This window comes from Natronomonas sp. (assembly GCF_047616845.1).
GTDB lineage: Archaea > Halobacteriota > Halobacteria > Halobacteriales > Haloarculaceae > Natronomonas.
The window spans coordinates 1-12364 of the sequence record NZ_JBLGBY010000019.1 but is presented as its reverse complement, the minus strand read 5'-3'; the positions used below and the strand labels follow the sequence as shown (position 1 = coordinate 12364).

The 12364-nt window shown below is 65.8% G+C and carries 16 protein-coding genes; 10 read left to right on the top strand and 6 right to left on the bottom strand.

Annotated features, from left to right (window positions below):
- Positions 1-9 precede the first annotated feature (9 nt).
- On the top strand, positions 10-228 hold the full coding sequence (locus tag ACI8UR_RS05745) for a hypothetical protein (RefSeq protein WP_411714422.1): 219 nt from the start codon (positions 10-12) through the stop codon (positions 226-228).
- 2 nt (positions 229-230) lie between these two features.
- Here the strand turns inward: ACI8UR_RS05745 and hisB are convergent, their stop codons facing one another.
- The gene (gene hisB, locus ACI8UR_RS05740; protein ID WP_411714421.1) at positions 231-818 is read right to left on the bottom strand and encodes an imidazoleglycerol-phosphate dehydratase HisB; all 588 of its coding nucleotides are present in this window, start codon (positions 816-818) and stop codon (positions 231-233) included.
- Between the two features lie 100 nt (positions 819-918).
- On the opposite strand from hisB, the gene ACI8UR_RS05735 reads away from it, so the two are divergent.
- Both ACI8UR_RS05735 and ACI8UR_RS05730 read left to right on the top strand, forming a co-directional pair.
- The gene (locus ACI8UR_RS05735; RefSeq protein WP_411714420.1) at positions 919-1092 is read left to right on the top strand and encodes a hypothetical protein; all 174 of its coding nucleotides are present in this window, start codon (positions 919-921) and stop codon (positions 1090-1092) included.
- A gap of 72 nt (positions 1093-1164) precedes the next feature.
- Positions 1165-1308, top strand: a complete 144-nt coding sequence (locus tag ACI8UR_RS05730) for a hypothetical protein (RefSeq protein WP_411714419.1) — start codon at positions 1165-1167, stop codon at positions 1306-1308.
- On the opposite strand, the gene hisA is transcribed toward ACI8UR_RS05730, so the two are convergent.
- Complete coding sequence (hisA, locus tag ACI8UR_RS05725; protein WP_411714418.1) at positions 1305-2021, bottom strand: 1-(5-phosphoribosyl)-5-[(5-phosphoribosylamino)methylideneamino]imidazole-4-carboxamide isomerase; 717 nt, start codon at positions 2019-2021, stop codon at positions 1305-1307. The two genes, ACI8UR_RS05730 and hisA, sit on opposite strands and share 4 nt — an antisense overlap.
- Positions 2022-2108: 87 nt before the next feature.
- On the opposite strand from hisA, the gene ACI8UR_RS05720 reads away from it, so the two are divergent.
- Both ACI8UR_RS05720 and fer read left to right on the top strand, forming a co-directional pair.
- Entirely contained in the window at positions 2109-3260 is a 1152-nt protein-coding gene (locus tag ACI8UR_RS05720) for an anion permease (RefSeq protein ID WP_411714417.1), read from the top strand.
- Positions 3261-3355: 95 nt separating this feature from the next.
- Positions 3356-3745 carry a ferredoxin Fer gene (gene fer, locus ACI8UR_RS05715; protein WP_411714416.1) on the top strand — a complete coding sequence of 130 codons (390 nt, stop codon included), beginning with the start codon at positions 3356-3358 and terminating at the stop codon, positions 3743-3745.
- Positions 3746-3761: 16 nt separating this feature from the next.
- On the opposite strand, the gene ACI8UR_RS05710 is transcribed toward fer, so the two are convergent.
- Entirely contained in the window at positions 3762-4346 is a 585-nt protein-coding gene (locus tag ACI8UR_RS05710) for a cysteine hydrolase family protein (RefSeq protein ID WP_411714415.1), read from the bottom strand.
- Positions 4347-4500: 154 nt separating this feature from the next.
- On the opposite strand from ACI8UR_RS05710, the gene ACI8UR_RS05705 reads away from it, so the two are divergent.
- The 3 genes from ACI8UR_RS05705 to ACI8UR_RS05695 are packed head-to-tail and all read left to right on the top strand — an operon-like array spanning position 4501 to position 7066.
- A complete protein-coding gene (locus ACI8UR_RS05705; protein ID WP_411714414.1) occupies positions 4501-5538 on the top strand; it encodes a prepilin peptidase in 1038 nt (345 codons plus the stop codon).
- Between the two features lie 48 nt (positions 5539-5586).
- On the top strand, positions 5587-5949 hold the full coding sequence (gene hisI / locus ACI8UR_RS05700) for a phosphoribosyl-AMP cyclohydrolase (protein ID WP_411714413.1): 363 nt from the start codon (positions 5587-5589) through the stop codon (positions 5947-5949).
- Positions 5936-7066 carry a hypothetical protein gene (locus ACI8UR_RS05695; protein ID WP_411714412.1) on the top strand — a complete coding sequence of 377 codons (1131 nt, stop codon included), beginning with the start codon at positions 5936-5938 and terminating at the stop codon, positions 7064-7066. The genes hisI and ACI8UR_RS05695 overlap by 14 nt, the downstream gene beginning before the upstream one ends.
- A gap of 5 nt (positions 7067-7071) precedes the next feature.
- On the opposite strand, the gene glmM is transcribed toward ACI8UR_RS05695, so the two are convergent.
- Entirely contained in the window at positions 7072-8448 is a 1377-nt protein-coding gene (gene glmM, locus ACI8UR_RS05690) for a phosphoglucosamine mutase (RefSeq protein ID WP_411714411.1), read from the bottom strand.
- A gap of 81 nt (positions 8449-8529) precedes the next feature.
- Between glmM and ACI8UR_RS05685 the strand changes: the two genes are divergently transcribed.
- Positions 8530-9303, top strand: coding sequence for a hypothetical protein (locus ACI8UR_RS05685; RefSeq protein WP_411714410.1), 774 nt, complete (start codon positions 8530-8532; stop codon positions 9301-9303).
- Here ACI8UR_RS05685 and ACI8UR_RS05680 read toward each other — a convergent pair.
- Positions 9300-10391, bottom strand: coding sequence for a DUF373 family protein (locus ACI8UR_RS05680; protein ID WP_411714409.1), 1092 nt, complete (start codon positions 10389-10391; stop codon positions 9300-9302). The two genes, ACI8UR_RS05685 and ACI8UR_RS05680, sit on opposite strands and share 4 nt — an antisense overlap.
- A gap of 47 nt (positions 10392-10438) precedes the next feature.
- A complete protein-coding gene (locus tag ACI8UR_RS05675) occupies positions 10439-11098 on the bottom strand; it encodes a DUF6517 family protein (RefSeq protein ID WP_411714408.1) in 660 nt (219 codons plus the stop codon).
- A gap of 107 nt (positions 11099-11205) precedes the next feature.
- On the opposite strand from ACI8UR_RS05675, the gene ACI8UR_RS05670 reads away from it, so the two are divergent.
- Positions 11206-12198 carry a radical SAM protein gene (locus ACI8UR_RS05670; protein ID WP_411714407.1) on the top strand — a complete coding sequence of 331 codons (993 nt, stop codon included), beginning with the start codon at positions 11206-11208 and terminating at the stop codon, positions 12196-12198.
- The last annotated feature ends 166 nt before the right edge of the window (positions 12199-12364 follow it).

Here is a 12364-nt window from a genome sequence, read left to right as displayed (position 1 = left end):
TCGACTAACATGGACGTTCTCGAATCCGATCTGGGCGTCTACGTCGTCTCGGGCGGCGTCGCCCTGCTCGTGTATATCGTCGCGATCGCCGTGCTCATCACACAGACGAGCGCCGGCTTGACCACGAGCAGTGTCCCGACGTTCACTGTCGGCTTCCTCCTCTTTTTGGGCGTGTACTTCACAGCGATGGCCGTCTATCGCGGCGTCCAGCGCGGCGAACCGGAGTGAGCCTACAGTTCGCCTTTCGTACTCGGCGTGTCGCCGCGTCGTTCGTCGATGCGGGTCGCGTCGTCCAGCGTTCGCGCCAGCCCTTTGAACAGCGCCTCGATTTCGTGGTGGGCGTTCTCGCCCTCGACGGCGACGTGCAGCGTCAGGCCGGCGTTCAGCGCCAGCGATTCGGCGAAGTGCCGCGCCATGTCGCTCGTGAACTCGCCGACGGTCGGTTGTGAGAACTCGCCGTCGAAGTAGAATCGGGGACGGCCCGAGACGTCGACGACAAGGCTGGCAACGGCCTCGTCCAGCGGCACCCGGCGGTCGGCGTAGCGGACGATACCACGTTTGTCGCCGAGCGCCTCCGCGATGGCCTCCCCGAGCGTGATGGCGACATCCTCGACGGTGTGGTGGTCGTCGATGGCGAGGTCGCCGTCACAGCGAACCGTGAGGTCGAAAAGGCCGTGTTTGGCGAGGGCTGCGAGCATGTGGTCGAAGAAGCCGATACCGGTGTCGGCGGTGCTGTCCCCATCGCCGTCGAGGGCGATGGTCACCTCGATTTCCGTCTCGGCCGTCTCCCGCGTAACGGCCGCCGTCCGGTCTGTCATACACGACAGTTCTCGTGCTCACATAAGGTGATTGCGGCGGTGTGGGGCGGCGTGTCGAACCGTGCTGCGGCTTTTTGTGCCCGGCCGCCGCAGATGGCGTATGCTCGAACTGCTCGGACTCGCGTGGTCGGCCTGGAAACTGAGCACGAAACGGCTCGGACCGGTCGGCGGCGTCGTGTTCGCGCTCCTCGCCGTCGTCGGCTTCGTCTTCCTGCGGGGGTATCTCGACGAGAACTACCCCTCGCTCGGGAAGCGTCTCGACGGCCTCGTGTAGCGCCGTCCGACGACCGCGTGACGGCCGTCTGACTGAACGTTTTGTCCCCCGGCGGATAACCTATGGAGTCGTATGAGCGCACGCAACCTGCTGCCCGTGGCGGCGGCGCTTGCCGAACCGGTGGCGCCCGCACTGCCCCCGACGACAAAGGAGGGGCTCCTCACGCGAGCGGCGCTGCTGTACGGGCGGGCACGCAGACGGCTCTGCCGTGATTAGACGGCCAGGGCCTCTTCGAGCGTGAACCGGCCCTCGTAGAGCGCCGTCCCCACCACGACGGCGGCAGCGCCAGTCGCTTTCAGCGTGCGCACGTCATCGAGCGTCGACACGCCGCCGCTCGCGACGACGGGGATGTCGACCGCTTCGACGACGCGCTCGACCGGTTCGCGGCGCACGCCTTCGAGTTGTCCCTCGACATCGACATCGGTGAACAGTATCGCGCCGGCACCCTCCTCTTCGTACCGCGCTGCGGCCTCGGCGGGGTCGAGGCCGGTGCCCTCCGTCCATCCCGAGACGACGACCTCGCCACCTTTCGCGTCGAGACTCACCATCACGGTTTTGGGATACTCGTCGCTGATTTCTCCGACGATTTCGGGGTTCTCGACGGCGGCCGTTCCGAGGATGACGCGGTCGACGCCCAATTCGAGGAGGGAACAGGCGTCCTCAGCGGTGCGGATGCCGCCGCCCAGCTGTACGTCGACGTCGACCGCGTCGAGGATGGCCTCGACGGCAGCTGCGTTCTCCCGTTCGCCCTCGAAGGCGCCGTCGAGGTCGACGAGGTGTAGCGTCTCAGCGCCCGCGTCGACCCACCGACGAGCGGCCTCGACGGGGTCGCCGTACGTCTTTCCGGTGCCGCGCTCGCCGCCGACGAGCTGGACGACCTGTCCGTCGCGCATATCCACCGCCGGGATGACCTCGAAGGAAGGGAACATACCTACTCGGCTGGCCCGGCAGGGCAAAAGCGTACCCGTTGGCCGGCAAACAGGGTGCTTATCCGGAGTCCCGACGTAGTTTCGTGTATGGAACCTCTCCTTATCGTCGGTCTCGCGGTCGCTGCGTTCGTCGGCTACAATATCGGCGGGTCGTCGACGGCACCCGCGTTCGGCCCCGCTGTCGGTGCGGGCGTGCTGAAGAAGCTGACGGCGGCGGCGCTCATGACGGTCTTCTTCTTTGCGGGCGGCTGGACCATCGGCCGGGAGGTCATCGACACGCTCGGTGACGGCATCATTCCGGGTGAGCTGTTCACGCTGCAGGCGAGCATCATCGTGCTCTTCTTTATCGGCTTCGCGCTATTCATTTCGAACAGTTTCGGCGTGCCCGCCTCGACATCGATGACGGCTGTCGGCTCCATCGCCGGACTCGGCTTAGCGACCGGCAGCCTCAACTGGGAGACGATGGGCCGCATCGTCTCGTGGTGGATCGTCGCCCCCATCATCGCCTTCTGGATTAGCGGCGTCGTCGGTCGGTATTTCTATCCGACCATCAACGCCTGGATCGCCATTCCGCAATCGGACAACAGCCCGTTCAGTGGGGAGGCGACGCGCCGGGAACTGGTCGGCGCTCTGGTCGTCATCGGCATCGGCTGCCTGATGGCCTTCTCCGCGGGCGCTTCGAACGCGGCGAACGCCGTCGCACCGCTCGTCGGCAGTGGTGAACTGTCGATGAACGCCGCCATCCTCCTTGCGGGGGCGGCCGTCGGCGTCGGCGCGTTCACCATCGCCCGCAAGACGCTCGATACGATGGGAAGCGACCTGACGCAGTTGCCGCTGACAGCCGCCATCATTGTGGCCATCGTCTCCTCGACCGCGACGGCGGCGCTTGCGGCTATCGGTATCCCTGCGAGTTTCGTCATCATCGCGACGATGAGCATCGTCGGCCTCGGGTGGGGACGCGCAACCCGGACGACGACCGCAGCGGAGGCCGTTCGCGGCGAGGGTGCGAACGTCTCCGTCGGCGCGCTGGCAGCGGACGAGGGTGCGACCGTCGGAGACACCGAAAAACAGGGGAAGGACGCGCCCCCTATCGGCGAGGAGGAACCCGACGACATCCCCGCCGCCTCGGATCTGTTCGACCCCGAAACCACCGGACGTGTCATCTTGATGCAAAATTTCGTTCCGGCGATCGCGACCGTCGGCGCGTTCCTCGTGTTCCGCTTTACGTCCGCGGTGTGATCGGGCCGCCAGGAAATGGACATTCGTTGGGATCACGGCTGAGCACGGCTCTTAACAGCAACCTTCAACACGCAGGGGCGAGTACGATTTCGGTGATGCCCACAGTAGAATACCTCAACTACGAAGTACTGGACGACCACGGCTGGGACATGGACAACGAGAACCTCTTCGGCGAGGCCGCAGACGCTGGCCTCGACGACGAGGACTACGGCGTGCTCGACGTTGCCGAGGCTGAGTACATCCTCGAAGCGGCCGAGGCGCAGGGCTTCGACTGGCCGTTCTCGTGCCGTGCCGGTGCGTGTGCGAACTGCGCCGCCATCATCAAAGAGGGCGAAATCGACATGGACATGCAGCAGATTCTCTCGGACGAAGAGGTCGAGGAGAAGGGCGTTCGCCTGACCTGTATCGGCAGCCCCGCCGCCGACACGGTCAAGATCGTCTACAACGCGAAGCACCTCGACTACCTGCAGAACCGCGTCATCTAATCGGTTCTTTCTTCTCTCACCGCGATTCAAGCGTTGCCAGCAACGTCGCCGTCTCGACGACCGTCGCGAACTCCTCGGAGAGATGTGCCAGGGCCAGCCGGTGGCTCTGTTCGGCAGCGTATCGCGTGCCGTTGAACTCCCGGTCGAAGGCCACCGTCGCGTCGCTGGCGACGTAGGGCTCGAAGCCGAGGTTCTCCGCCATCCGCACCGTCGTCGACACGCAGTGGTCAGTCGTGAAGCCGACGAAAGCCGGACGTTCGACGCCCGCCTCACGCAGACGCGCCGCTAAATCAGTCCCAATAAACGCGCTGTTGACTCCCTTCGTGATGACCGGCTCGTCAGCGTCGGGTTCGCCCGCCGGTTTGAACTCGTTGCCCGCCCGGTCGGGTCGGAGCGGCGAGTGTCGTTCCGTCGAGTCGTGTTTGACGTGAAAGACGGGGAGGTCAGTCTCGCGCCACGCCGCCAGCAGTTCGGCGATGTGCCGCTCCGCATCCGGGTTGTTGCGCTCGCCGTACCGATCGTCGTCGAACGCTCGTTGGACGTCGATGCACACAAGCGCCGCCCTATCGAGCTCCAGCGTCTCGTACTCTCTGTACGGCATCGTTACGTACGGATACACAACAGTTCCGCATATCGGGTGCTGTTCCGGCAGTATTCCGGAAGAATAGAAAACACCCACAGAAGAGATACCGGAATTCCGAAGAATGTTCCTAAACCAATTTGTATTCGAATGATTGCGGGCGTTTATAAGGAATGTGGACACATCCTCGTACGTGTTGTCGCTGCTCTTCGGGTTCGCCTCCGGCCCCGACCTGCTCAGGCTGCTCGCAGTGCCCGTCTTCGGGTGGGCGGCCATCCGCGACATCCGGACGCGGCGCGTGCCGAACCGGACGTGGCTCCCACTCATCGGCCTCGGAGTCGTCGCCCTCCTGTGGGACATCTGGCTCATCACCGACGCCATCCCCTTCGAGCAGCGGCTTTTCGCCGTCCAGGTCGCCCTCTCACTCGGCCTCGTCGCACCGCTCGGCTACATTTTCTGGCGGTTGGGCGGCTTCGGCGGCGCCGACGCCAAAGCCGTCATCAGCCTCGCCGTCCTCTTCCCGGTGTATCCAACCTTCTATCTCGTGAGCGGTGCCTATCCCCTGAACCGAGCGACGCTCGGCGTCTTCTCGCTCACAATTCTCTCGAACACCGTCCTCGTCGGTCTCGCGTATCCCTTCGCGCTCGCTGCGCGCAACGCACTGCTCGGACGAATTGCCTCGCCGATGTTCATCGGCCGCCCCGTCGCCGTCGACAGCGTGCTCGATGAGTACGGCCGCCTGCTGGAGACCTCCGAGGGATTCACGCGTCAAGGGCTGGACATCGATGCGCTTCGGATGTATCTCCGCTGGCGCGGCGTCAGTTTTGAGAAAGTCCGTGCCAACCCCGACCGTTACCGGCATCCGCTTCCGACGGAGCGGAACGACCCCGGCGATGGCTCGATGGTCGACGAGGAGCGAGCGGTGACTGACGGTGGAGTCGAAGCCGCCGAAGCCCCGAGCGTCGCTTCGAGACGCGCAATCCGGCCACTCGACGAGTGGGGTGCCGACCGCTTCCTCGCCGAACACGACGCCTACGGGACGACGCCGGCGGAGCTTCGGGAGGGCCTCGAGGTGCTCACCGAACCCGACCGCGACATCGTCTGGATCACCCCCGGCATTCCGTTCATCGTCCCGATGTTCGTCGGCCTGCTGCTCGCGCTCACGTACGGCGACGTGCTGTTCGCGCTCTTGTCCTCGCTCGGATGGGCCTGACCCTGCCAACGAAAAGGCCTATGCGGGTGAGTGACCCAGATTCCGACAATGAGTGTCGACCTCGCGTTCGATGAACAGGAGTTGCTCCCGGCGGTCGCGCAGGACGCCGACTCGGGGGACGTCCTCATGCTCGCGTACGTCTCCGAGGACGCCCTCGAACGGAGCCGCGAGACGGGGCTCGCACACTACTACTCCCGGAGCCGTGACGAAATCTGGAAGAAGGGCGGCACCAGCGGCCACACCCAGGACATCGAGGAGATTCGCGTCGACTGCGATGGGGACGCACTCCTCTATCTCGTCCACCAGGAGGGCGGCGCGTGCCATACCGGCTTCGAGTCCTGTTTCCACCGCACGCTTGACGGCGAAACCGTCGGCGACCGGGTGTTCGACCCCGACGATGTCTACGAGTGAGTTCGACGCGGTCGCCGAGTTGAAAGCCACACACGACCGCCTGGAAAGCCGGAAAACGGCCCTCGAAGCCCTCGACGGTGATGTCGATACGGTCGCGGACGCCTACGAATCCGTCGGGCGCGTGCTCGACCGCTGGGAGGAGCGTGCGACCGACTGGGACGACTTCGAGGGGTACGTCGAGTTCCGGAACGCCATCTCCGAGACGCTCGAATCGATCCCGGAAGACGTCCCCGAAAGCGAGGCGTTCGTCGAGGCCGACAGCCACGTCAAGACGAGCGGCGTCTCGAAATCGCTGACATCGAGCGACTTCGACGCGGCCCGCAAAGCACTGGAACCGGCCCGCGAATATGCCGAGAAACGATCGGAACTTGAGGAAGCGCGCCAGCAGTACCGAGAAGCGTATCAGGCCGCCGAGAAGCGCCGCCGGGAACTGGCCGACCGCATCGATGACCTCGAACGGCTGGTTCAGTTGAGCGAGGCCGACCTCGACGCACCCATCGAGGAACTGCACGAGCCGATAGCCGCCTACAACGAGGCAGTCAGGGACGCGTTCACCGAGTTCCGGAAATCAGTCAGCGCCAGTGAGTTCCTGGAGTTCGTTGCCACCGCCTCGGAGTACCCGCTTGTGGGGTTCGAGGCGCCGCCGGAGCGATTGCTCGAATACGTCCGTGACCAGCCCGAGGAACATACGGTCGGCGAACTACTCGAGTATGCGACGTACTCGCCGTCGAAACTCGGCCACTACGTCGACGACGCCGACCTGCTCAAGCGGCGCGTGGCGACGAATCGGACGTATCTGGAGTCCATCTCTGCCGACCCGCTCGAAACCGATTGGCCACCATCCGAGGCGTCGTCGCTTCGCCATCGCATCGAAGAGCTGGTTGCCGTCGTCGGCCGGTTCGCGGACGAGGAGACGGTTGCAGCGCTGCGGGCCGTCCGACGGCTGACCCAGCGGGATGACTACGAGCGGCTCCGAACCGCCGCCGTCGCCGACGAGGAACTCACGAGTGAAGAGCGTGAGCGCGTCGAAAGCGGCGCTATCGAGGACGAACTGGAAGCCGCTCGCGCGGAGTACGAGGAATTAGGGGAGGCGCTCGAAAACTACGAACTCGAATAACAGCGTCAGTTCACCGTTCGGGCTGCTTCGACCGCCTCGCGCATCTCTTCCAGCAGCCGCTCGGCGCGGTCACGGCTCCGAGCCTCGGCGTAGATTCGGACGAGCGGCTCCGTCCCGCTCGGGCGGGCGAGCACCCACGCGTCGCCGTAATCGAGGCGGTAGCCGTCGAGCGTCGTCACCTCGGCGTCTGCGTCTTCGGCGACGGCTTCGACCGCCTCAAGCATGGCCGCACGCTCGTCGGCGTCGTCGTATCCGAGGTTCGTCCGGACGTTCTCGTAGCCGCCGTGCGCCGCTGCTACTTCGCTCGCCGGACGGTCGACGACCACGGAGAGAAAGCGGGCGGCGGTGTAGGCGCCGTCACGGGCGATGCGGTACTCTGGGAACAGGATGCCGCCGTTGCCCTCGCCGGCGATCGGAACGGTTCTCGCCTCCGAAAGCAGTTCGCGAATCCGGGTGATGATGTACGTGCTGCCGATGCGAGTGAGTTCGAGGTCGGCCTCGGCCTCGGCGACGACATCGACGAGTCGCTGGGAGACGTTGACCGCGGAGACGGCCACGTCGCCGGCCTCGAGTTCGGCTGCTGCAAGCGCCGCGAGTGCCGCGTCGCCCTCGATGTGGGCCCCGGTCTCGTCGACGAAAATCGCGCGGTCGGCGTCGCCGTCGTGGGCCACGCCGAGGTCGGCGTCCGTCGTGCGAACGAGTCGCCGGAGGTCAGCGAGGTTCTCGGCGACCGGCTCGGGGTCACGCCCCGGGAAGTGGCCGTCGGGCTGGGCGTTGACCGTCACGACGTCACAGCCGAGTTTCCGGAAGAACCCCGGGTTCGTGAGACAGCCGGCGCCGTGGCCGGGGTCGAGAGCGACGGTCAATTCGGCGTCAGCGATGTCGTCGCGGACGCCCTCGGCGTCGAGCCGGTCGAGCAGCTCCCGTACGTACGCGTCGTTCGCGCCCTCGATGTCGTGGTGGGTGCCGACCGCGTCGTAGCCGGCCGGGTCGAACGCTTCATCGAACAGGCACGCCTCGATGCGTTCGAGCGTCTCCGTGGGGAGTTCGACGCCATCGTCACCGACGAGTTTCACGCCGTTGTATTCGGCGGGGTTGTGACTCGCCGTGATGACGATGGCGTGGACACCTTCGCGTTCGGCGTACGTCTGTGCGGCGGGCGTCGGGGCGATGCCGAGCCGGTGTACCGAACAGCCGACGCTTGCGAGCCCGCTGGCGGCGGCGTCAACGAACATTCGGCCGGTCGTCCGCGTGTCGCGGGCGATGGCGACGGCGTCGGCGTCGAGCACCGTTCCCGCGGCCGCGGCGATACGGAGAACCGACTGCGGTGTCAGCTCCTCGCCGGCAACCCCGCGAACCCCACTCGAACCGAACAGTTCCATGTCAGCGTGGTTGACCGGAGACGGCAAAGGGGTTCCGGCACGGAGGTAAACGCTTTCGGCGCGGCGCTCACGAGTGGTGGTATGAGCGACGAGGATATCAGCCTCGATGAAAAGCGCGTCTACGCCGATAAAACGAAAACGGCGACGGCGTTCGTCGCGGCGGGGGCGGGGCTCGCACGGGTCAGCATCTCTGATGACATCGTCGGCGAGTTCTCCCTCGAACACCGAAGCACCGTCACCGACGTAGCGACCGCAGACGGCCGACTCGCTATCGCGACGCCCGAGGACGTACTCATCGGGGACGGCGAGGCGTTCGTCGAGACCGGGTTCGGCCCCGCGACGGCGGTCGACTACCACGACGGCCTCGTCGCCGCTGGCGGAGGCACCGTCGCACGCTACGACGGCGGCTGGGAGCCGCTCGGCGACCTCGACGACGTGCGAGCCATCGACGGCGACATGGTTGCAGCGGCCTCCGGTATCCACCGCCTCGACGGCACCCACGTCGGCCTCGACGCAGCGACCGACGTGACCACGGCCGTCGGGCCGCTCGCGGCGACCGAATCCGGGCTGTACTATCTCGCCAACGGCTGGATGTCGGCCCTCGACGGCGCGTTCAGCGTCGTCGCTGGCGCCGGCGAAACGGCACACGCCGCGACGGCCGAGACGCTCTACGAGCGCGACGGCGGCGAATGGTCGCCGGTCGAACTACCCGTCGGAGGCGCCGTTGCGGGCGTCGCGTACGCCGAGGCGACCTACGCCGTCACCGAGGATGGAACGTTTCTCGCGAACGCCGGCGATGGCTGGCGGCACCGCTCGCTTGGGTTGCCGGACGTCGCGGCTATCGCCGTGCTCTAGCTGGCGATTTCGGAGTCCCGATTCCGCGGGTATCGCTGCTCGATGACGGCGAATGCGAGCGTACTGGCGAGTCCGAGAAGCGTGCCCGCCGTCAGCGTCGCCGCGAGATACGACAGCCCGGCGAACGGCTCCGAAAGGAGGAACGCGCTCAGGCCGTGGAGGACAATAGCAATCGCGAGAACGTAGAACGGGGCGTTGAGATACCGCCATTTGAACGACCCTGCGAGATACTCGTCGGTGATGCGGCCCAGGGCGGCGACGACGCCCGCGGCGGCTACCCACTGGACGGCGCCGAAGACGAAGGCGGCCGTGGCACTGACTGCTTCGGGGTCGGGCATCCGTTCGACCGCCTCGACGCCGCCGACGGCGCCGACCGCTAACAGCGCCGCTCCGACGACGTACGTGACGAGCTGGACGCGCCCCGAGAAGAGCCCGACACGAACCCGTTCGAGCGTCTCGTCGATGGCGTCCTCGAGGCCGAGTCCCCGGAAGAGGACGTACAGCCCCAGGAGTGCGGAGATGACGCCGAGCGTCGACCCCGGCAAGCCGAGATAGTCGGCGACGATGGCGACCGGGTAGATGAGCAACAGGATGCCGAGCGGGATGAGGATGGTGCCGCGGGTTTCGGGATCTGCGAGCACCTGCTTGAACGTGTAGTACATCGATTCGAGGTCTTGGGCCTGCCGGACGACGACGCGTCGAACCCCGTCGATGGGGACGCGCGAGCGGATGACCGGCAGCACGGACTCGTCCTGTGCGCCGTCGGTGACGACGAGCGCGCTGACGTCCTCGCCGGTCGACAGCGACGCCAGCACGGTGTCGACCTCCTCGCCGACCTTCCGGTTCGCGGAGACGTCGGCCTTCGCCGTGCCGGTGACGATGGCCACCTCGACGGACTCGTCGTCGGCGTCGATGGCGTCGTGGAGGTGTACGCCCTCGAAACAGACGTTCACGTCGGAGTCCTCGGGGTCGGCATTGGCGAGCGCGACGGCGGCATCCTCGACGGAATCGCGGCCGACGACCGGCGTCTCGAAGTCGGTCTTTCGGCCGAGGTCGTCGTCGAGGTCGACACACAGGATCAGCAGCATCGCTCGTTATGCGACAGTTTCACGCGATACGTTAAGACCCTTCGCCCTCATGGGGCGTGGGTGAGGGCCGCGTTCAGCGTGCTGATGGTTTCGACGTTTGCGCCGAACGCCTGTGGGTGGGCCGCAAGCGTGACGAGGAAGTCCTCACCGACCATCACCGCTTCGCTGACGTATAGGTAGATATCGACGCCGAAACCCGCCTCGATGAGCCGAGCAGTGGCGGTAAAGCGGGTGACTGTCGTCGACTGCCCGGCGACGTCCATATCGTGCTGGCGGTCTTCCGTGACGTTCTCGATCTGGTCGTATTGCTGCTGGATCGTGGTCGTGATTTCGGCAGTCGATATCTCTTCGATGGGGTTGAACGACCGGCCAAGAATCTGCACTTGCGGCGTCGAAAGCGTCGCAAAAACGGCCGCCTGGAGTCGGGTTCCGAGCAGGCTCAACTCGATGGCCCGGTCGTATTCGCTGATGACGTTCGTCACGTCGACGCTTCTGGAGAAGCCGAACCGCTGGAACTCCCGGGAGACCGTGTCGGGGGTCGTCCGGAAGTGGGTGTAGCCCGTCTCCTCCTGGACGCTCGCCGACAGGGTGGCCTCCGTGGCGCCGAACGCCACGCCGTCGTCGGTGAGCTGGCCGGCACAGCCAGCCAACCCAACGGCAGCGCCGGCACCGAGGCCAGCCAGCAGTTCGCGTCGCGTGGGGGGCATGCTCGAAGGGAGGTGCTGCCTGCTTTTCATCTCATCGGTCGTCGACCAAACCCCGGCGGCGCGTAACGCACGACTTTTGCGTCTCGCCGTACAAACAACGGTAACGAATGATTTCGAAGGGCTGTGAACAGTGCGCTGTTGGGGGGAAGATGGTGCTTTTCGTCTACGGTTACTGCGACCAGCGCGACTGTTTCTACTGCCCGCTCGGCGAGAACCGCAAGAACGTCACGCAGGTCTACGCCAACGAACGACCCGTCGAGAACGACGAGGACATCATCGAGGAAGCAAATCGGATGGATGCCCTCGGCTCCTCGATTACCGGCGGCGAACCGCAGGAGGTGCTCGAACGCACCTGCCGCTACATCGAACTCCTGAAAGACGAGTTCGGCGACGACCACCACACCCACCTCTACACCGGCATCACGGGGGGCCGCGAGAACATGCGTCGCCTCGCTGAGGCGGGCCTCGACGAGATTCGCTTCCACCCGCCGCTGGAGCTGTGGGGCGACATGCACGGCACCGAGTGGGAGGAAATCCTCTACATCGCTCGCGAGGAGGGCCTCACACCGGCCTTCGAGATTCCCGGCATCCGTCCGGAGCCGGAGTTCCTGGAGTTCCTCGATGAGGGCGCCGCCGACTTCTGTAATATCAACGAGTTCGAGATGTCTGACGGCAACTACCGTCGGATGCAAGAGGAAGGCTTCGAACTCAAGGACGACCACATGTCGGCCGTCAAGGGGAGCCACGGCATCCTCGAAGAGATGGGCGACCACGAGAAGGTGTATTTCTGCACCAGCGTGTTCAAGGACGCCGCCCAGCACCGCTCTCGACTCAAGCGGATGGCCCAGAACGTCCGCCGGGAGTTCGACGAGATCACCGACGACGGCACCATCGTCTACGGGAAGACGTGGGTGACCGAGGCCCGACTCGAGGAACTCGGCGTGCCGGAGCAGTTCTACACCGTCAAATCCGACCACGTCGAGTTGGCGTGGTGGCTTCTGGAGGAGATGGTCGACGACGGCGACGTCGACGATGGCGAAATCGTCGAGCAGTATCCGACGTACGACGGGACGGTCGTCGAACGGACGCCGCTGGCCTGAGAGCATACGGCGAGCGCGAGGGTCGGAGCGACCGAAGGGGGCGAGCGCGAGGGTCGGAGCGACCGAAGGGGGCGAGCGCGAGGGTCGGAGCGACCGAAGGGGGCGAGCGCGAGGGTCGGAGCGACCGAAGGGGGCGAGCGCGAGGGTCGGAGCGACCGAAGGGGGC